Origin of the sequence: Pseudomonas sp. BF-R-26 (assembly GCF_019947395.1) — a bacterium.
Lineage (GTDB): Bacteria > Pseudomonadota > Gammaproteobacteria > Pseudomonadales > Pseudomonadaceae > Aquipseudomonas > Aquipseudomonas farris.
This window is the reverse complement of the sequence record NZ_JAGYGK010000002.1, coordinates 333,230-353,296: the sequence shown is the minus strand read 5'-3', so window position 1 is coordinate 353,296 and position 20,067 is coordinate 333,230. Positions and strand designations below refer to the sequence as shown.

Genomic DNA, 20,067 nt, shown 5'->3' with positions numbered 1-20,067 from the left:
TGACTTTCAGCTTGGTACTAACGCCGCGGATACTAACGGATTGAATTGCCAAAGGGAAGCCGGATCGCAAAAAAGATCGCTGGGGTGCCTGTCGACTAGTCCCGGCTGAGCGATTCGAAGACCACCGACAGGGCCACCGGCAGACCCGGCGCCCCGTAATAGCCCAGAACCCGACCGTTGATCCGAGAGGACGATCGAGCCAGGATCAATCGTTGCGCGGGTTGCCCGGGTTTATCCCCAGGCTTTACGGAAAAACGCGCCGAAAAAGCGCATCGATATAACCGCCTCGCAGGTACTTGTGCACATAAGTTGCGCGGACTGTCATCCCACTGTCATCCTGGCTTCAACGGGAGTGGGTGCCTGTAACGAAAATTTAAGTCAATGAAAAACATCGCTTTTTTTTACTGGTGAAAAAATCGTCAGTTTGACTGCGAGCCCCATTCCACAGGGCTTTGCGCGAGTTCAAAGACGGTTGTCCACTGAGTTATCCACAGCTTCTGTGGATTGTCCCAAGCGCTTGCTCTAGGACGGGCGTGCAGGCTTTTTTCGACTTTACCTGTACGAAAAAAAGAGTAGAGTGGCGCGCCTTCCGATCTGCCCCACAGTGCTTTATGAAGTTTCGCTCAGTATCAATCTCTGCTGCCTCAACATCCCCTAGTGTTACCCCTCCCAAGCGCTTTTCGATGCGGGTGGCCGAGTGGCTGCTGGACAGCCCGCGCCTGGGCGAAAACTCCAACGTCAAACACTTCGCCGGACGCTTGCTCAAGCAGCCTGCCCGGGACGGCGTGGTGGCCGCGCAAAGCCGTCTCGGCCAGCTGATGTGCCGTGAATGCGGTAACGCACGGGATCGCCGAATTGGCCAGGAACTGTTGCGTCAGGCCGCGCGTGCGGGCGACCGACGCGCGCAACAGGAACTGGGCCTGACCGAAGACTGAGCTGTCCAAGACCTGACGCCTTGGTTAACCTTCACGCTTTAACTAATCGGCAGGAGTGGCTATGGCGATGGACTTGACCAGCGCATTGCTGGGGCTGGCGGGCACTGGGCTGCCGTTACTGGTACTGGCCTGGCAACTTCAGCGTCGAGCGAGTGCGGGGCAGGCCGAGCTGGCGCTGCTGGAAGAGCGCCTTGCCATCGCCCAGTTGACGCAGGACGGCTTGAATGCTCAGCTTGATACCTGCCGTGATGAAATCGCCGACCTGAGCCAGGCCAACTCCGCCAAACAGGCCGATCTGGCCGCCGTGCGCCGTGAAGTCGAACTGCTCCAGATCGAACGCGACGATGCCCGCGACGCGGCCCACGCCTGGAACATCGAACGCGCCGGCAAAGAGGCTGAGTTGCGCCGCCTCGACGCGCAGGCCGCCTCCCTCAATGCCGAGCTGCGTGAGCAGCAGGAAAGCCATCAGCAGCGCCTCAACGACCTTCAAGGCTCGCGGGACGAGCTGCGCGCGCAATTCGCCGAGCTGGCGGGCAAGATCTTCGACGAGCGTGAGCAGCGTTTTGCCGAAACCAGCCAGCAACGTTTGGGGCAGTTGCTCGATCCGTTGAAGGAACGTATCCAGTCGTTCGAAAAACGCGTCGAGGAAAGCTATCAGGCTGAAGCCCGCGAGCGCTTTTCCCTGGCCAAGGAACTGGAACGGCTGCAACAACTGAACCTGCGCCTGAGCGACGAAGCCACCAACCTGACGCGCGCCTTGAAAGGACAGAAAACCCAAGGCAACTGGGGCGAACTGATTCTCGAGCGGGTGCTTGAGCACGCGGGGCTGGAGAAGGGGCGTGAGTACCAGACCCAGGTCAATCTCAAGGGGCCGGACGGTGAGCGTTTCCAGCCGGATGTGATTATTTACCTGCCCGGCGACAAGCAGGTCGTGGTCGATTCCAAGGTCAGCCTCACGGCCTATCAGCAATATGTAGCGGCCGAGGACGATGCTATCGGCCAGATCGCCATCAAGCAGCATGTGCTGTCCCTGCGCACTCACGTCAAAGGCTTGGCCGGCAAGGACTACAAGCGGCTCGACGGCTTGCACAGCCTGGATTTCGTTTTGCTTTTCGTCCCGATCGAAGCGGCGTTTTCTGCGGCATTGCAAGCTGAGCCGACGCTGTTTCAGGAGGCATTCGACCGCAATATCGTGATCGTCAGTCCAACCACGTTGCTGGCCACTTTGCGGGTCATCGATAGCTTGTGGAAGCAGGAGCGCCAGAGCCAGAACGCCCGGGAAATCGCCGAGCGCGCCGGTTGGCTGTACGACAAGTTCGTGTTGTTTATTCAGGATCTGGATGAGGTCGGTAATCGCCTGCAACAACTGGACAAAGCCTACAGCTCTGCACGCAATAAGCTGACGGAAGGCCGCGGCAACCTTGTCAGTCGCAGCGAGCAGCTCAAGTTGCTCGGGGCGCGGGCCAGCAAGAGCTTGCCGGCGGACCTGCTGGAGCGGGCGATGACGGATGTCGATGGCTTGGCCGAACTCCCCGAATAAAGAGTAAAAGATCGCAGCCTTCGGCAGCTCCTACATTGACCGCGTGGAAACCCGATCCTGTAGGAGCTGCCGAAGGCTGCGATCTTTACGAAGGCAACACAGACCTCAATCATCACCCTACAACGGCAAATGCCGACTCAACAACGCCCGCAACGCCGCCGGTTTCACCGGTTTGGCCAGGTAATCCAGGCCCGCCGCATGCACCTGGGCCACCGTCTCTGGCCGTCCATCGGCACTGATCACCACCCCCGGCACCGGCTCGCCCAGTTGCGTGCGCAACCACGCCATCAACTCGGTCCCGGTCTCGCCATCGTCCAGGTGATAATCCACCAGCGCCAATTGCGGACGCATCCCGTCGCCAAGCAGCGTCGCGCATTCCTCACGGTTGCGCGCGGTCCAGACCTGGCAACCCCAGCGCGTGAGCAAACTGTTCATGCCGATCAAAATGCTGTCTTCGTTATCGATACACAGCACCTGCGCGCCGCTGAGCAAATGGCCATTGAGTTCGGCGGTCTTGGCCGGCGTCGCGGTTTGTACCCGAGCCAGCGGCACGCTGACACTGAACACGCTGCCGCGGCCCGGCCAGGAGCGAACGCGCAAGGTATGACCCAGCACGCGACACAGCCCATCGGCAATTGCCAGGCCCAAGCCCAGACCTTTCTCGGCCCGGGTCTGGTGGCTGTCGAGGCGTTTGAACTCTTCGAAAATCACCTGTTGTTTGTCTTCCGGAATGCCCGGTCCACGGTCCCAGACCTCCAGGCTCAGCTCACCGTTGCGCCGCCGAACGCCGAGCAGCACCGGCCCTTTGGCATAGCGGAAGGCATTGGTGAGGAAGTTCTGCAAAATCCGCCGAAGCAGTTTGATGTCGCTATCGACCCGCAGCGCGCTGCCCCTGACGCGGAACTTCAGCCCCTGTTCCTGCGCCAGTGCCTGGAACTCGGCGCCCAATGTATGGAACAACTCATTGAGCACGAAGGGCTTGCGGTCAGGGTTGATCTTGCCGTTTTCCAGACGGGAAATGTCCAGCAGGTCGCTGATCAGGTCCTCGGCCGAGCGCAGTGAACTGTCCAGGTGATGAACCAGTTTCCGGGCTTCACTGGATAAGTTTTCCTCCTGGTGGGAGAGGGCGGCAGAGAACAGTCGTGCGGCGTTCAGCGGTTGCATCAAGTCATGGCTGACGGCAGCCAGGAAACGGGTTTTCGACTGGTTGGCCGATTCGGCGGTGCCCTTGGCTTCGGTCAGGGCAACGTTGAGTTGCGACAGCTCGTGGGTCCGTTCGGTGACCCGTCGCTCGAGACCTTCGTTCGCTTCGGTCAGCGCCTGTTCGGCCTCGCGGAACGCGGTGATATCGGTGAAGCTCATGACGAAACCGCCGCCGGGCATCGGGTTACCGATCAGCTCGATCACTCGACCATTGGGGAACAGCCGCTCGGAGGTATGGGCCCGGCCCTGACGCATCCAGTGCAAGCGGCGGGCGACGTGTACTTCCGCTTCGCCGGGGCCGCACAGACCGCGCTCGGCGTTGTAGCGAATGATGTCGGCAATCGGCCGGCCAACGCTGATCAAACCGTCGGGGTAGTTGAATAACTCAAGGTAGCGCCGGTTCCAGGCGACCAGTTTCAGCGACTGGTCGACCACGCTGATGCCCTGGGTAATGTTCTCGATGGCGCCTTGCAGCAGGGCGCGGTTGAACTGCAGCACTTCCGAGGTTTCGTCGGCGATCCGCACGACGTCCTCGAGTTGCATTTCCCGACCTTCGATGGCGGCTTTTACCACCGCCCGGGTCGAGGAAGCGCCGAGTACACCGGCCAGCAAGCGTTCGGTATGGGCAATCCATTCACCGTCCGCGTTCTGGTTCGGGTTGAAGCCTTTGCCCTGACGGTAGGCGAAACGGAGGAAACTCTGACGAGCCCGCTCTTCGCCGACAAAACGGGCGGCCAGTTGCTGCAAGTCGTTGATCTGTACTGCCAGCATTGAGCGGGCATTGGGTCGGGCGCTGATTTCCTGGCCGATGAAGCGGCCGGCCTGCCAGTGCTCCGAAACCCGCGTGCGTGACAGTAGCGAGACCCAGGTGAACAAGGTGAAGTTGCCCGCCAGGGACAGCACCACGCCTTGAGTCAGCGGCGTGATCGGCAGGTTCAACGGGTTGCCTTGCAGCCAGGCCAGGCCCGGAAAACTGCTCAAGGGCAAGCCGAGACTCTTGGCGGCGATCGGCAACACCAATGTGTAGAACCAGAGGAAGGTGCCTGCGGCCAGCCCTGCGAACACTCCACGACGGTTAGCCTGTTTCCAGTACAGCGCGCCGAGCATGGCCGGGGCCAGTTGGGTGACGGCAGCGAAGGCGATCTGGCCGATGGTTGCCAGGCTCGCGGTGGAGCCCAGCAGTCGATAACTGACGTAGGCCAGCAGCAGAATGACCACGATGCTCACCCGCCGCACCGAAAGCATCCACTGGCGGAACACTTCGAACGGCCGCTCGGCGTTGTTGCGCCGCAGCAACCACGGCAGCAGCAGGTCATTGGAAAGCATGGTCGACAGCGCCACGCTGGCCACGATCACCATACCGGTCGCCGCCGAAGCACCGCCGATAAACGCCAGCATCGCCAAGGCAGGATGAGATTCCGCCAGAGGCAGACTGATGACGAAGGAGTCGGGCAGCACCGAACTGGGCAGCATCATCTGGCCGGCCAGCGCGATTGGCACGACAAACAATGCCGCCAGCGCCAGATAGGCCGGGAACACCCACTTGGCCAAGCGTAGATCCTGGGGATCGATGTTTTCCACCACGGTTACATGGAACTGCCGGGGCAGGCAGATGATCGCCATCATCGCCACGCCGGTTTGCACCACCATGGACGGCCAGTTGATGGTTTCTTTCCAGTACGCTTCGAGGCGCGGGGCGAGCATGGCCTGATCGAACAGGTCGTCGAAACCGTCGTACAGGCCGTAGGTCACGAACGCGCCGACCGCGAGAAACGCGAACAGCTTGACCAGCGATTCAAAGGCAATCGCCAGCACCATGCCGCGGTGGTGTTCCGTGGCGTCGAGGTTGCGGGTACCGAAAACGATGGTGAACAGTGCCAGCACCAAGGACACGATCAGCGCCGTGTCTTGCGCGCGCGTGCCCATGGCGTCGGCACCGGCGCCGATCAGCAGGTTCACGCCCAGCACGATGCCCTTGAGCTGCAAGGCGATGTACGGCAGCACGCCGACCAGACAGATCAGCGCCACCACCACCGCCAGCGACTGGGATTTGCCGTAGCGGGCGGCGATGAAGTCGGCGATGGAGGTGATGTTCTCCTGTTTGCTGATCATCACCATTTTTTGCAGGACCCACGGCGCGCACACCAGCAGCAGGATCGGCCCGAGGTAGATCGGCAGGAATGACCAGAGTTGTTCGGCCGCTTGGCCCACGGCGCCAAAGAATGTCCAACTGGTGCAATAAACGGCCAGCGACAGGCTGTACACCCAGGCGCGCACCCGTGGCGGCAACGGCGCGCTGCGCCGATCACCATAAAAGGCGATAGCGAACAGGATGGCCATATAGGCCAGGGCGACGGTGGCGATCAGCCCGATGGACAGCGACATGGGAACTCCAGACAAAAGACATCCGGGACTCCGCCCGGTCAGGACAGTCTCGCATGACCGCTTGAGTTAGTCAGTGTCGACCAAGGTCGTGGCGTGGTGGGGTGTCGCAGGTTGGGAGACCGTCAGATCTCTGGTGCCTGTGCGGCCTTCATCGCGAGCCTGCTCGCGATGGCGGTTACTGACTCAACGCAATATCAATCAACCGATGCAACTCTTCAACCTCCAGCGCCTGCGCCGCAAACAGGATGCGAAACACCGTCGGCGCCACCACCATATTGATCAGTCGATCGACACTCGGCTTAGGCTGCTCGGGATAGCGATCCAGAATCGTCTGCAACTGCCCGCCAATGATCGCCACGCAATAACCCGGCGTGGCGCTGGATTGCACGTCGCGCATCATGTTGCGCCCGGGCTCGGAACTCATTTCGTCCAGATACTGCTCCGCCCAGGCCCGCACGTCACCGCGCAGGCTGCCGGTATTGGCCGGTTCGCTGTCGGGGCGCATGCGGGCGAGGGCGACGTCGGCCAGTAGCGCCGACAGATCACCCCAGCGCCGGTAAATGGTCGACGGCGTCACTCCGGCCCGGGCAGCGATTTGCGGCACGGTCACGCTCGCGCGATCCTGTTCTTCGAGGAGCGCGCGGACTGCCGAATGAATCGACTCTTGCACCCTGGCGCTGCGGCCCCCAGGACGTAAACCTTCTTTAATAGCCATACGGCGGACCTTAACACAAAGAATTTGCTTTAAGTGTTTACCAGTAGCACACTCCGCAAAAGCAAAAAGTTAGCTTTTGCGGAGTGTGCTTATGTCTCGTCTAACGTCAAACCGTTCCAGCCTGTGGTTTCTGGCGATCACCTTACTCAGTTTTCTCGCCGCTTCCACCGCGCCAACGCCGTTGTATCACTTGTATCAAGAACACCTGCAGTTCTCGGCAGCGACCCTGACCCTGATTTTCGGGGTCTACGCCCTCAGCTTGCTGGCGGCGTTGCTCACGGTCGGTTCGCTTTCGGATTATCTGGGGCGCAAACCGGTGATTTTTACCGCCGTATTGCTGAACATGCTGGCGATGTTGCTGTTTATCAACGCCGACAGCGTTGCCTGGCTGATCAGTGCCCGGGTCCTGCAGGGTTTTGCCACGGGCATGGCCACCGCCGTTTTGAGTGCGGCGCTGCTGGACACTGACCGTCAGCAAGGGCCGATGGTCAACAGCGTCGCGCCGTTGCTGGGCATGGCGCTGGGTGCCATGGGCTGCGGTGTGTTGGCCGAGTTTGCGCCGCTGCCGCTGCAATTGACCTATTGGGTGCTGTTCGCGCTGTTTGTGATGCAAGCGTTGTACGTCTGGCGCCTGCCGGAAAGCGTCACACGGCAATCGGGTGCCTGGGCCTCGCTGCGCCCGACCTTGCATGTGCCGATTCAGGCGCGGCGTATGCTGTGGCGGGTGCTGCCGATAGATCTGGCGGTTTGGGCGCTCGGTGGTTTTTTCGCTTCCCTGGCGCCGTCTTTGGTGCGGACCGCCACTGGGTCCACCTCGAATCTGATTGGTGGGGCGACGGTGGCCGTGTTGACAGTGACCGGCGCCTTGATGATCTACACCTTGCGCAATCGGCCGGCCGACAAAGTCTTGCTGTTGGGCGCGAGCCTGCTGCCTGCGGGCGTTGCGCTGATTCTGCTGGCGGTACACAGCGCCAGCCTGCCGTTGTTTTTCTTCGGCACCCTGGTGGCGGGCGGCGGTTTTGGCGCGGGTTTCCTGGGTGCCTTGCGAAGCATCGTGCCGCTGGCCTTGCCTCATGAGCGGGCGGGTTTGATGTCGGCGTTCTATGCGCTCAGTTACTTGGCGTTCTGCTTGCCGTCGTTGCTGGCTGGCGGTCTGACGCGGACCTTTGGCTTGGTGGCAACCACCGATGGTTATGGCGCGGTGCTGATTATCCTGTCGCTCGGTGCGCTCTTCGGGTTGATGCGTGAGCGGTCCGTCAAAGCCTGTGGCGTCGATGTTCGATGACCGTTAGCCTTGGCACCGCCATTCATTTCGACGGACCGCCCCATGAAGATCATCCGCAGCAAATCCTTCACCGGTGACCGCGCCTGGGCGGCGTTGGATATCGCTAACATGAACGGCATTACCACCCGTTTGCACTGGACCGATCAGCCCTATAAATGGCACATCAACGACGGTCAGGAAGTGTTCGTGGTGCTCGATGGGCAGGTGCAGATGCGTTATCGCGAAGAAGGCCTGGAAAAGGAAACGCTACTCGAGGTCGGCGATATCTTTTATGCCTCGGTGGGCACCGGGCATGTGGCTCATCCACTGGGTGTGGCGCGCATATTGGTGATCGAGACCGAAGGCAGCGTCTGATGATGTATCTGTAAAACAGATAACAGTTAGAGATATTGCCCGTTATATCGATATTCGATTCGGATCTACCATGGGCTCCACCTCACGAGAGGACAGGAGTTCACCATGACCTGCACCCATAGCGTCAAACCCGGTATCAAACCGTTCAGTCATTTGCAGCACCCTCGAGAGGCCATCCGCCAATTCACCCCCAACTGGTTCGCGGCGACCATGGGCACGGGTGTATTGGCGCTGGCGCTTGCGCAATTGCCGGTGTCGAATCCCGGTCTGCATGCGTTTGCCGAAGGCCTGTGGCTATTCAACATCGCTTTGTTTGTGGTGTTCACGGCCATGTATGCCGCCCGTTGGGTCATGTTCTTCGACGAGGCGCGGCGGATTTTCGGCCACTCCACGGTTTCGATGTTTTTCGGCACCATTCCCATGGGCCTTGCGACCATCATCAATGGCTTTCTGTTGTTCGGTTTGCCGCGCTGGGGTGACGGTGTGATTCATCTCGCCGAAGTGCTGTGGTGGCTGGACGTGGCGATGTCGCTGGCCTGCGGCGTATTGATTCCCTACATGATGTTCACCCGTCAGGAGCACAGCATCGACCAGATGACCGCTGTCTGGCTGTTGCCGGTGGTGGCGGCGGAAGTCGCGGCTGCCAGCGGTGGCTTGCTGGCACCGCACCTGGCCGATGCTCATTCACAACTGGTGGTGTTGGTGACCAGCTACGTGCTCTGGGCCTTCTCCCTACCGGTGGCATTCAGCATTCTGACCATCCTGTTACTGCGCATGGCGTTGCATAAACTGCCCCATGAAAACATGGCTGCCTCGAGCTGGCTGGCCCTCGGTCCCATCGGTACCGGAGCATTGGGCATGTTGCTGTTGGGCGCCGACGCACCGACGATCTTTGCCGCCAACGGTCTGCCGGGTATTGGCGAGATCGCCGCTGGGCTTGGCTTGGTGGCCGGCATCACGTTGTGGGGCTTCGGGCTCTGGTGGATGTTGATTGCGCTGTTGATCACCGTGCGTTACTTGCGCGCCGGTATCCCGTTCAACCTCGGCTGGTGGGGCTTCACTTTTCCGCTGGGTGTCTACTCACTGGCTACGCTGAAACTGGCCAGCACCTTGAGCCTGACGTTTTTCAGTGTCTTTGGTTGCCTGTTGGTGGCAATGCTGGCGGTGATGTGGCTGATAGTCGCCAAGCGTACGGTGCAGGGTGCGTGGCGAGGTGAGCTATTTGTCTCGCCGTGCATTGCAGGATTAAAGAAATAAGGGGCAAAGATTAGGTAATCTGTGGCCTGGATCGACGCTCGACATTCCAATAACAGTATCCACGCCACCCAAAATCAGGGACACATGGAAGATGAGTCACCCCTCACAGTTCACCTTGCTTCGCACTCGGCGCTTCCTGCCGTTTTTTGTCACGCAGTCCCTCGGGGCCTTCAACGACAACATCTTCAAGCAGTCGCTGATCCTCGCCATTTTGTACAAGCTGACAATCGAGGGTGACCGTTCGATCTGGGTCAACTTGTGTGCGTTGCTGTTTATCTTGCCGTTTTTCCTGTTCTCGGCCCTGGCCGGGCAATTCGGGGAAAAGTTCGCCAAGGACGCCCTGATCCGTCTGATCAAGCTCGGGGAAATCGTCATCATGACGGTGGGGGCGGTCGGTTTCATGTTCGATCACCTGTCGCTGATGCTGCTGGCGCTGTTTGCCATGGGTACCCACTCGGCGCTGTTCGGGCCGGTGAAGTACTCGATCCTGCCACAGGCCTTGCGCGAAGAGGAGCTGGTGGGCGGCAATGGTCTGGTGGAAATGGGCACCTTCCTGGCGATTCTCGCCGGGACGATTGGTGCCGGGATCATGATGTCCACCAGCAACTACGCGCCGGTCGTGTCCACGGCAATCATCGGTATCGCGGTGCTCGGTTACCTGGCCAGCCGCAGCATTCCCCGGGCCGCAGCGGCATCGCCGGAAATGCGTTTGAACTGGAATATCTTCAGCCAGTCCTGGGCCACCTTGAAGCTGGGCCTCGGGCAAACGCCCGCGGTATCGCGTTCGATCGTCGGCAACTCATGGTTCTGGTTTGTCGGGGCGATTTATCTGACGCAAATCCCGGCCTATGCCAAGGAATGGATGCACGGCGACGAGACCGTGGTGACGCTGATTCTTACGGTGTTCTCGGTCGGTATCGCACTGGGTTCGATGCTCTGCGAGAAACTCTCCGGGCGCAAAGTCGAGATCGGTCTGGTGCCGTTCGGCTCATTCGGTCTGACGGTGTTTGGCCTGTTGCTGTGGTGGCATTCCGGCGGAATTCCCGACAGCGTTGCTGGCCATGGCTGGATCGAAGTCCTTGGGTTTGGCCACGCCTGGCTGGTGTTGATCGACATCCTCGGGCTTGGGATCTTCGGCGGTTTCTACATCGTGCCGCTGTATGCGCTGATCCAGTCGCGCACCGTCGAGAACGAACGGGCGCGGGTGATCGCCGCCAACAACATTCTTAACGCCCTGTTCATGGTGGTCTCGGCCATTGTGTCGATCGTCTTGTTGAGCCTTGCCAAGCTGTCGATCCCACAGCTGTTCCTGGTGGTGTCGCTGCTGAACATCGGCGTCAACGCTTACATCTTCAAAATCGTCCCCGAGTTCAGCATGCGCTTCATGATCTGGCTGCTTGGCCATTCCATGTACCGCGTCGAGCATCGCAATCTGGAGCTGATTCCCGATGAGGGCGCGGCATTGCTGGTTTGCAACCATGTGTCGTTCGTCGACGCGTTGCTGATTGGCGGCGCAGTGCGTCGGCCAATTCGCTTTGTGATGTATTACAAAATCTACAACTTGCCAGTGCTGAACTTCATCTTCCGTACAGCGGGGACGATTCCGATTGCCGGGCGTCAGGAAGACATTCAGATCTACGAAAAAGCCTTCACCCGCATCGCCCAGTACCTGAAGGATGGTGAGCTGGTGTGCATTTTTCCTGAAGGCAAGTTGACCGCCGATGGCGAGATCAACGAGTTCAAGGGCGGGCTGACGCGGATTCTCGAAGAAACGCCGGTGCCGGTGATTCCGTTGGCGTTGCAGGGGTTGTGGGGGAGTTTCTTCAGCCGTGATCCAGACAAGGGCGTGTTTCGCAGGCTGTGGTCGCGGGTGACCCTGGTGGCGGGGCCGGCGGTGGCCGTTGAAGTGGCTGAACCGGCGACGTTGCAAGGGTTGGTGGGGGAATTGCGTGGGGCTGTTAGATAGTCGGTGATCGGGCGGGCCTCATCGCGGGCAAGCCCGGCTCCCACAAGGATTGATGGTGTGTCCACACTATGTGGCACAACACAAAACCTGTGGGAGCCGGGCTTGCCCGCGATGGCGTCGGAGGCCTAAGCGCTAACCTTGAGTCCAACCAACCCGGCAATGATCAACGCCACACTGGCCAGCCGAAACAACGCCATGGATTCACCAAACAGAATAATCCCGGCGATCACCGTGCCCACCGCGCCCACGCCAGTCCAGATCGCATAGGCCGTGCCCAGCGGCAATTCCTTCATCGCAAGGCCCAGCAGGCCAAGGCTGATCGCCATGGCGGCAACGGTCAGTGCGGTAGGAAGAGGGCGGCTGAAACCGTCAGTGTATTTCAGGCCGACGGCCCAGCCGACTTCGAACAGGCCGGCGAAAAACAGAATGATCCAGGACATCAAAGACCTCCATCAATGGATGGGGTCGTCCCCGGATTAATCACTCGATCGAGCCGCGAGGTCGTCCCCGCATTGCGCATTAGAGTGCCCATCATTAATCCGAGGATCAAGTTTGCGGCTTAATCCGCTGCCTGCTGAGCAGCGAGTTGCCGGTCTTCTTTCTCGCTCATACGACGGAAATACGTCGAGAGCAGCGCCCCGGAAATGTTGTGCCAGACGCTGAACAACGCGCTTGGCACCGCTGCCAGCGGCGAGAAGTGCGCACTGGCCAGCGCCGCGCCCAGGCCGGAGTTCTGCATGCCCACTTCCAGTGCCAGGGATTTGCGCTGGGCCAATGGCAGGTTGAACAGGCGCCCGGTGAAGTAACCCAGCAAGTAGCCGAAGCTGTTGTGCAACATCACCACGGCCATGATCAGCAGGCCGGATTCGGCAATCTTCGCCTGGCTGGCGGCCACCACGGCAGTGACGATGATCACGATGCTCACCACCGACACCAGTGGCAGCACGTCTACCGCGTGACGTACCCGATCACCGAGTACGCGCTGGGCAACCACGCCGAGCACGATCGGCAGCAGCACGACTTGCAGGATCGACCAGAACAGCTCCATGAACGACACCGGCAACCAGGCCGAGGCCAGCAACCAGATCAGCGCCGGGGTCAGCAGCGGAGCGAGGAGGGTGGTGACGGCGGCAATGGCCACCGACAACGCCAGATCGCCGCGCGCCAGCCAGGTCATCACGTTCGACGAGGTGCCGCTTGGGCAGCAGCCGACCAGAATCACACCGACGGCGATTTCCGGTGGCAAGTGGAAAACCTGGCAGAGCAACCACGCCACACCGGGCATGATCACGAAATGGGCAACCACACCCAAGGCCACACGCCACGGATGACGAGCGACTTCGGCGAAGTCTTCGAGCTTGAGGGTCAGGCCCATGCCGAACATCACCAGCCCCAGCAGCGGCACAATGGCGCCTTTCAAACCGATGAACCAGGCCGGTTGCAGAAACGCCACGACGGCGAAAATCAGTACCCAGTAAGCGAAGGTGTTGCCGACAAAACGACTCAATGCAGCCAGTGCGCGCATGGCCTGATCCTTGTTATATAAGTGGGATTCCCAGTTTGGAATCCAATCAATGTGGGAGCTGGCTTGCCTGCGATGGCGGTGTGCCAGACTACATTTAAGCCGTCTGATACGCCGCCATCGCAGGCAAGCCAGCTCCCACATTTGATCCGGTTCCTTCAATGGGAACCGGTTGTTTTTTAGATACCCTGCGGGGTCTCTTCACCACCCAGCGCTTCAACCATCGACGGCAGGAAGTCGCCGAAGGTCAGCATCATCAGGGTGAAGCTGGCGTCCAGCTGGCCCAGGGCTTCGTCGCCACCGTCCTGTTCCGCCTGATCTTGCAGCAGATCTTCGAACTTCAGGCGCTTGACCACCATTTTGTCGTCGAGCACGAACGACAGTTTGTCCTGCCAGGCCAGTGACAGTTGAGTGACCACTTTGCCGGTGCTCAGGTGCAGCTGGATTTCTTCGCTGGTCAGGTCCTGACGCTTGCAGCGCACGATGCCGCCGTCTTCGTGGGTGTCGCGCAGCTCGCACTCATCCAGCACGAAGAAATCATTCGCGGCTTTCTGGGTGGTGACCCATTCGGTCATGGTGGCGGTCGGCGACATCTTCACCGTCAGCGGACGCACTGGCAGCGAGCCGATCACTTCGCGCAGAGTGGACAGCAGGTCTTCGGCACGTTTCGGGCTAGCCGAGTTAACCAGGATCAGGCCCTGTTTCGGCGCGATGGCGGCGAAGGTCGACGAGCGGCGGATAAAGGCCCGGGGCAGGAAGGCCTGGATGATTTCATCCTTGATCTGATCGCGTTCCTTTTTATAGACCTTGCGCATTTGTTCGGCTTCGATCTCTTCGACCTTTTCCTTCACCGCGTCGCGTACGACGCTGCCCGGCAGAATGCGCTCTTCCTTTCGGGCGGCGATCAGCAGGAAGTCACCGCTGATGTGCACCAGCGGCGCGTCTTCGCCCTTACCGAATGGCGCGACGAAACCGTAGGTGGTCAACTCCTGGCTTGCACATGGACGCGCCAGTTTGGTGGCCAGTGCAGTTTCCAACGCCTCGGCATCAAAAGGCAGATCTTGGGTCAGGCGATAGATAAGCAGGTTTTTGAACCACATGGGGATGAGTCTCTCCTTTATACAAAGGGGGGCATTATTGTCCTCCGTGTGCCATAGGCCAACCCTTCTCTAAGCCTTTGGAAGGCCTGAGAAAATTAATTAAAAAAGTGCTTGCCAGAGGTTGGGTCGCTCCGTAGAATGCGCGCCACACCGAAAGTGAAGGGTGATTAGCTCAGCTGGGAGAGCGTCTGCCTTACAAGCAGAATGTCGGCGGTTCGATCCCGTCATCACCCACCATTCGCTTTAGTGTTACGCGCAGCGGTAGTTCAGTCGGTTAGAATACCGGCCTGTCACGCCGGGGGTCGCGGGTTCGAGTCCCGTCCGCTGCGCCATATTCGGTAACCTGGAACGCTGAACGCCAGGTCACCACGGAAAAGCCCGCTAACGCGGGTTTTTTTCTGTCCATGGTTTGAACGTTGTTCCTGCAGGTCGTGTCGTTTTACCGGTTTTCAGATTTTTTGATAAATTTATCAATTAAATCAACACTTTATGAAAATCTGTGGCACAATGCGCCCCGCAACGAAGGTAAAGGGTGATTAGCTCAGCTGGGAGAGCGTCTGCCTTACAAGCAGAATGTCGGCGGTTCGATCCCGTCATCACCCACCACTTACTTTCAACGCTACGCGCAGCGGTAGTTCAGTCGGTTAGAATACCGGCCTGTCACGCCGGGGGTCGCGGGTTCGAGTCCCGTCCGCTGCGCCATATTCGGTATCTGGAACGCTGAACGCCAGATCACCACAGAAAGCCCGCTTAATGCGGGCTTTTTGCTGTCTGGGATTTGGCTTTGTGCTGGCCTCCCACTGAAAAAGCGACCTGTTCGGGTGATGCCTTTAAGTTACGCGAAATCCCTGTGGGAGCGGGCTTGCCCGCGATGACGGCAGCACATTCACCATTGATGTCGCCTGACATACCGCTTTCGCGAGCAAGCCCGCTCCCACAGGTTCCGCACCTGACCAGCATTGACCTGTTCGGGTCGCTTTTTTCGTTTCTGTCTTGCCTATTGTTCGGCGTTACGACTGTGCCGGTAGTCGCTGACGGCCTCGTACACCGCTTTGCGCAACCGGTTGATCCCGCCAATCGGCCTATGGGCTTCAAGGCCGAACCATGGGTTGAACGATTGGTTGTCGCATTGCAGGTTCAGCGCCGGGGTGTCGAAATCCTGGGCAGGCAGTTTGATCCGGGCCACGGTTTCGAAGGGTGCATCGCGTTCACGCCATTCGATGCTGGTGTCTTCGATCGGCATGTACTTGCCCGCATCCTGACGCTGGATCTGCAAGACGAAACACGCCGGCACCCGATCGGTCGACAGCTGCTGGTTCAGCGCACTGCGCAGGAAGTTCGGCAGGTTTTGATTTTGCGTGGGCAGCGCGTAGGCCGGGCAGTTATCAGGATCCGGCATCACCCGGAATTTGGCATTGGCGTCACCAAACTTGTACGGCGAAACCGAAAAGTAAGTGGTCTGCGTCGGGCTTGCCGGGGCAGGGGAGAGCGTCGCCAGCGCGATAAACAGATGGCGAAGCTGCCAGGTGCGCGGGTCCCAACCCGGGAAGAACGCCATGACCTTTTTGCCATCAGCCTGAGCGGCCACATTCTGACGATACTCGGCGACATCGCTGACAAAGAAGTTCGGATGGTTGAACATCACGAAATCTTGTTCGCTGCGCCCTTGTCGGTCATTCAGCAGCTGTTTACCAGGCACATCGAACAGTTTGATCGCCATACCCCGGGCATCGCGGACGCTATCGAACTGCGGATACGCATTGCCATTGGACAGCCGCATCGTCGCTTGCCAGGTTTTGCCGGGTTCGCTGAACACGCCTCGACGTAACTCCGCCGCCAGATCTGGCAGCACCTGAACCTCGGCCTTCACGCAGCCATGGGCTTTGGCATGGGCATCGCGCAGGTAGCGAGTACTTTCACGGTGTTGATCGACGATACGCACGGCCGTCTGGATGATGTCCTGGGTCATTGCCGCTTCGCCGTCCGGAATCAGTTCTTCGGCCGATACCGGGCCGCGATGCTGCCAGGCGGACCAGGCCATGATCAGCGCCCAGCCGAGCAGGCCCAGACCCAGCAACCACAGCAGGGTTTTGCCAAGGAAGGCGCCCAGGCGCAGCCAGAGAGTAATCAGCATGGGTCAATCCTTTTGACTGAGGCGGCGGTCTGGCAGTTGCGACTCCATCGGGCCGCCCAACACTTTCAGGTATTCCAGCAGCGCCCAGCGTTCCTCCGGCTGCAGCAGGCGACCAATGACGCCGTTCCCGCGCTCGCCTGCGCGGAACTCGTGACCGCTGTTGTGATTGCCAGTGACGCGCGTATCAAACACAAAACCGTTGGTGAAGGCTTCGGTGCGATAACCCAAATGTTTGGGGTCGTATTCGAAGGTGCCCTTGTAGAACGAGGTGGCGCGTTCATCCTGGGGCGAGAGCAGTTGATAAATACTGGGTACCGAACCGTTATGCAGAAACGGCGGCGTAGCCCAGACGCCTGCCAATGGTCGGGCTTTGTAGCTGCGTAATTCCTGAACACCGATCGGCAGGCCGAATCCGTCCAGGTTCGGGCGCTCTGCAGGTGTCACGTTGGCTTCGCGGTAGGCCTGGTTACTCACGAAAGCAGTGACGTAAGCCAGTCCCTTGGCCACTGACAACTGGCTCATATCCAATGGTTCTGTGGGTTTGGGATGCAGTTGTACGTCCAGTTGCGCAAGTTCTGCCGGATCCCACTGCAAGGCCGTCAGATCGAAGCGGTGATCAGCAATATTGTTGGCGGCGCCGGCGTCTGTGCCAATCACCTCCACAGGCAGTAATTTCAGATGATGCACCGGTCTGCCGTCGCTTTGGGTGACGCGAGGTACGTGGCACCCGGCGCAGTTTTCAGCGAATAGTTCGCGGCCTTTTGCGGCCAGAGGCTTGTCGATGTTGCCCAACAGGGCTTCCGGCCAGGCAGGCGGTTTGAGTCGTTGCAGGGTTTCCTCGATCCGGTGCAGATCGCGCACCCGGACACTGGACGGGTAGCGGTCGTCGCCCTTGAGCGGCTGCCCGCTGCTGTCGAAGAAATTCAGCGTGGCGCCCACTCCCAAGGCTTCTCCGATATTACGGGCCATCGGTTGCTGCGCCGAACCGTTCCACTGCACCCAGTCGAAGGTCCACATGTCCCACAGTTGCGGGTAGTCCACCGGTGCGTTGGCTACGCGGTAGTTGGCGGGTGAAATCGCGTCGCCGAAGCTGGCGTTGGCAATACGCCCGAAGGCATCTGTGCGGCCGGGGCCTTCTTCGGTGGGGTAGAGGCCGCGATGGGTGTCGTTCCAGGCCACTTTCAAGAAGGTATCGAGTGAGACTTTAAAATCCTGGCGTAGCTTTTGATGCCGTGCGTCGTAGTCCTGGCCCAGAACGTTGCGTGCGAAACGTTCGAATTTCCAGGGGTTGTAGTAAGTCGAGGCGAGGCTGGCCACCAGTGCCTGGCCGAAGCTGCCGCCTCGCAGGGTCGGAACGCTGGATGGCAACACATGCTGGGCCGAGCCGCCGTCGATGCGTACGGCCTGGCCATTGAAACGCAATTCGCCGGTGTGGCAGGCGGCGCAGGTGATGTCCAGAAACTCGTCCTGGCTGCCGGGGTTTTGATGACGGGCAAAACCGACGGGCAGGTTACCAGGATTGTTCGGCGTGGCTTTCTGGCTCGGGTCGATCAGAAAACCAAAGCGTGCGAGGTATTCAGGAGCGGCGAATCGTTTTTGCGAGAAGGGCAATTCCAGGGCGTTGAACCAGTCATAGCGCAAGCCTTTGACCTGGGTACCCTGAGGTGTGAAGTAGTAAGCCTGTCGGTCGGCGGCGCTCCATTGCTCCAGGTAATTCACCTGTTGCGCCGGTGACCAGGCCGGTAATCTCGGGTTGGCGACGTAATACAGCACTATGGCGAGGCCTAGCCCCAGTAATACTGCGATCAGAATCAGCAAGCGGAATATGAGGCGCAAGATAAACATCCTTGTAAATTTGTAGCTCTCTTATGCCTCAGCTGACGAGGTGCGGCAAGAGGCCATTACGCCAGAGGCTGTGGGAGCCGGCCCTTGAGTCTGTAAGAGCCAAATGACAGAGGCTTCATCCTTCTATGGCCGAAATGCGTTGAAACACCTGAACTTATCAGGCGTTTCCGGCTCTCATGCCGGTAGCCATTGGTCGTGGCGGCCTGATAAGCTCGCGGCTTTACTCGATTGCCCTTTAGGCGCATGAACAAGGAAATAGCATGAAACAGCATCGGTTGGCGGCGGCGGTGGCCCTGGTTGGCCTGGTACTTGCGGGTTGTGATTCGCAGACCAGCGTAGAGCTGAAAACCCCGGCGCAAAAAGCTTCCTACGGTATCGGCCTGAACATGGGCAAAAGCCTGGCTCAGGAAGGCATGGATGACCTGGATTCCAAAGCAGTTGCCCAGGGCATCGAAGATGCCGTCGGCAAGAAAGAACAGAAGCTGAAAGATGAAGAGTTGGTCGAAGCCTTCGCCGCACTGCAAAAGCGTGCTGAAGAGCGTTTGGCCAAGATGAGCGAAGAGTCGGCAGCCGCCGGCAAGAAATTCCTCGAAGAGAACGGCAAGAAAGCCGGTGTCACCACCACCGCTTCCGGTCTGCAATATGAAGTGGTCAAGAAAGCCGATGGCGCTCAGCCTAAGCCGACCGACGTAGTGACTGTTCACTACACCGGTAAATTGACCAACGGCACCGTTTTCGACAGTTCCGTCGAGCGCGGCAGCCCGATCGATCTGCCGGTCAGCGGTGTGATTCCGGGTTGGGTCGAAGGCCTGCAACTGATGCACGTTGGCGAGAAGTACAAACTGTACATCCCTAGCGAACTGGCTTACGGCGCCCAAAGCCCAAGCCCGGCGATTCCAGCCAACTCGGTGCTGGTATTCGACCTGGAGCTGCTGGCCATCAAGGACCCAGCAAAACAAGACGCCACCAAGTAATACGCGTCTGCTCGAAAAACAACGCCTCGCTTATGCGGGGCGTTGTTGCATCTGGCGTTCAGTGGCGGTAAACAAAGCGAACAGATGCGGTACGCTGGAGTCATAGCCAGTGAGAGCGCTTGAGCTAGACGGACCGGTGCGCCAAGTCAATGAATTCTTGGGTTTTTTTATGTGAGTAAAAAACGCCCGATCTGAGTCAGGCCCTTATGAAACGGGGCTTTCAGCGATGAAATGCAGCTCTGTTCACAAGGTTATCCACAATTTGTGTGGATAACATTTCAGTGGGAGAAAATGATGAAAGCACCTTGGAATTTCGCTCGTTTTCTGCCTCTGGCCGGACGCCTGCTGGCCCGTGGTCGTTTGCCGACCTTGCTGTTCGCTGTTGCCAGCAAAGGCGCGAGCCAGGGCAATCGCCTGGGCAAGATCAAAGACGATCTGCGCCTGTTACAGGCACTTTGCCTGGCCTACTGGCGGGGCGAATACCGGGCCATCAGTCCGAAAGCACTGGTTTCGGTGGTGGCCGGCCTGATGTATTTCCTCAGCCCGGTGGATGCCATCCCGGATTTCATCCCGGTATTCGGCATGCTCGACGACATTGCCGTGCTGGCCTGGTTGATGAAAGTCCTTGATGACGAACTCAACGCCTTCCGTGCCTGGCGCAAGCGTCAGCTGCCGGAAAAGCTTGCGGTGGTCGAACGCCTGCCCGATACCCCCGAACAATTGCAGCTTCAGGGCCCGAAAAAAAACTGAGCCAATTCAAAATCCTCCAGATATTCATGCCCCCCCGCGACCTTGGCCGCTGTTAGGATTACACTTCTAAGGAAAAGCGCCGACTCGCTAAGTGTCGTTGTC

General features: G+C 59.3%; 15 protein-coding genes and 4 tRNA genes. 12 read left to right on the top strand and 7 right to left on the bottom strand.

Translation table 11 applies throughout. The features are described from left to right. Positions 1 to 611 precede the first annotated feature (611 nt). The gene (locus tag KGB18_RS03860; RefSeq protein WP_123720764.1) at positions 612 to 935 is read left to right on the top strand and encodes a sel1 repeat family protein; all 324 of its coding nucleotides are present in this window, start codon (positions 612 to 614) and stop codon (positions 933 to 935) included. A gap of 175 nt (positions 936 to 1,110) precedes the next feature. After that, positions 1,111 to 2,475, top strand: coding sequence for a DNA recombination protein RmuC (gene rmuC, locus KGB18_RS03855; RefSeq protein ID WP_187326434.1), 1,365 nt, complete (start codon positions 1,111 to 1,113; stop codon positions 2,473 to 2,475). A 117-nt stretch (positions 2,476 to 2,592) separates the two neighbouring features. On the opposite strand, the gene KGB18_RS03850 is transcribed toward rmuC, so the two are convergent. Both KGB18_RS03850 and KGB18_RS03845 read right to left on the bottom strand, forming a co-directional pair. Beyond that, positions 2,593 to 6,063, bottom strand: coding sequence for a PAS domain-containing hybrid sensor histidine kinase/response regulator (locus KGB18_RS03850; protein ID WP_123720766.1), 3,471 nt, complete (start codon positions 6,061 to 6,063; stop codon positions 2,593 to 2,595). Positions 6,064 to 6,238: 175 nt separating this feature from the next. After that, entirely contained in the window at positions 6,239 to 6,778 is a 540-nt protein-coding gene (locus tag KGB18_RS03845) for a TetR/AcrR family transcriptional regulator (protein ID WP_123720767.1), read from the bottom strand. A gap of 91 nt (positions 6,779 to 6,869) precedes the next feature. On the opposite strand from KGB18_RS03845, the gene KGB18_RS03840 reads away from it, so the two are divergent. From KGB18_RS03840 to KGB18_RS03825, 4 genes are all read left to right on the top strand, one after another. Beyond that, positions 6,870 to 8,063, top strand: coding sequence for an MFS transporter (locus KGB18_RS03840; RefSeq protein ID WP_123720768.1), 1,194 nt, complete (start codon positions 6,870 to 6,872; stop codon positions 8,061 to 8,063). Between the two features lie 42 nt (positions 8,064 to 8,105). Continuing rightward, entirely contained in the window at positions 8,106 to 8,417 is a 312-nt protein-coding gene (locus KGB18_RS03835; RefSeq protein WP_123720769.1) for a cupin, read from the top strand. Positions 8,418 to 8,522: 105 nt separating this feature from the next. Then, a complete protein-coding gene (locus KGB18_RS03830; RefSeq protein WP_123720770.1) occupies positions 8,523 to 9,674 on the top strand; it encodes a TDT family transporter in 1,152 nt (383 codons plus the stop codon). Between the two features lie 91 nt (positions 9,675 to 9,765). Further along, entirely contained in the window at positions 9,766 to 11,640 is a 1,875-nt protein-coding gene (locus tag KGB18_RS03825; protein ID WP_123720771.1) for an MFS transporter, read from the top strand. Positions 11,641 to 11,765: 125 nt separating this feature from the next. Here the strand turns inward: KGB18_RS03825 and sugE are convergent, their stop codons facing one another. From sugE to rdgC, 3 genes are all read right to left on the bottom strand, one after another. Next, entirely contained in the window at positions 11,766 to 12,080 is a 315-nt protein-coding gene (sugE, locus tag KGB18_RS03820) for a quaternary ammonium compound efflux SMR transporter SugE (RefSeq protein ID WP_027922462.1), read from the bottom strand. Between the two features lie 119 nt (positions 12,081 to 12,199). After that, positions 12,200 to 13,165, bottom strand: a complete 966-nt coding sequence (locus KGB18_RS03815; protein ID WP_052967942.1) for a bile acid:sodium symporter family protein — start codon at positions 13,163 to 13,165, stop codon at positions 12,200 to 12,202. 176 nt (positions 13,166 to 13,341) lie between these two features. After that, positions 13,342 to 14,262: a recombination-associated protein RdgC gene (gene rdgC, locus KGB18_RS03810; RefSeq protein WP_052967943.1), complete on the bottom strand. Its 921-nt coding sequence runs from the start codon at positions 14,260 to 14,262 to the stop codon at positions 13,342 to 13,344. Between the two features lie 161 nt (positions 14,263 to 14,423). On the opposite strand from rdgC, the gene KGB18_RS03805 reads away from it, so the two are divergent. The 4 genes from KGB18_RS03805 to KGB18_RS03790 all read left to right on the top strand — a co-directional run bounded on the left by KGB18_RS03805 (position 14,424) and on the right by KGB18_RS03790 (position 14,964). Beyond that, positions 14,424 to 14,499: transfer RNA gene (locus KGB18_RS03805), tRNA-Val, on the top strand. Positions 14,500 to 14,517: 18 nt separating this feature from the next. Next, a tRNA-Asp gene (locus KGB18_RS03800) sits at positions 14,518 to 14,594 on the top strand. A 198-nt stretch (positions 14,595 to 14,792) separates the two neighbouring features. After that, a tRNA-Val gene (locus tag KGB18_RS03795) sits at positions 14,793 to 14,868 on the top strand. A gap of 19 nt (positions 14,869 to 14,887) precedes the next feature. After that, a tRNA-Asp gene (locus KGB18_RS03790) sits at positions 14,888 to 14,964 on the top strand. A gap of 295 nt (positions 14,965 to 15,259) precedes the next feature. Here KGB18_RS03790 and KGB18_RS03785 read toward each other — a convergent pair. Further along, positions 15,260 to 16,396: a catalase family protein gene (locus KGB18_RS03785; protein ID WP_123720772.1), complete on the bottom strand. Its 1,137-nt coding sequence runs from the start codon at positions 16,394 to 16,396 to the stop codon at positions 15,260 to 15,262. Positions 16,397 to 16,399: 3 nt separating this feature from the next. Then, positions 16,400 to 18,232 (bottom strand): di-heme-cytochrome C peroxidase, encoded by a 1,833-nt coding sequence (locus KGB18_RS03780; RefSeq protein WP_123721243.1) that lies wholly within the window; start codon positions 18,230 to 18,232, stop codon positions 16,400 to 16,402. A gap of 269 nt (positions 18,233 to 18,501) precedes the next feature. On the opposite strand from KGB18_RS03780, the gene KGB18_RS03775 reads away from it, so the two are divergent. Next, positions 18,502 to 19,215 (top strand): FKBP-type peptidyl-prolyl cis-trans isomerase, encoded by a 714-nt coding sequence (locus tag KGB18_RS03775; RefSeq protein WP_123720773.1) that lies wholly within the window; start codon positions 18,502 to 18,504, stop codon positions 19,213 to 19,215. Between the two features lie 294 nt (positions 19,216 to 19,509). After that, entirely contained in the window at positions 19,510 to 19,965 is a 456-nt protein-coding gene (locus tag KGB18_RS03770; protein ID WP_123720774.1) for a YkvA family protein, read from the top strand. Positions 19,966 to 20,067: the final 102 nt, after the last annotated feature.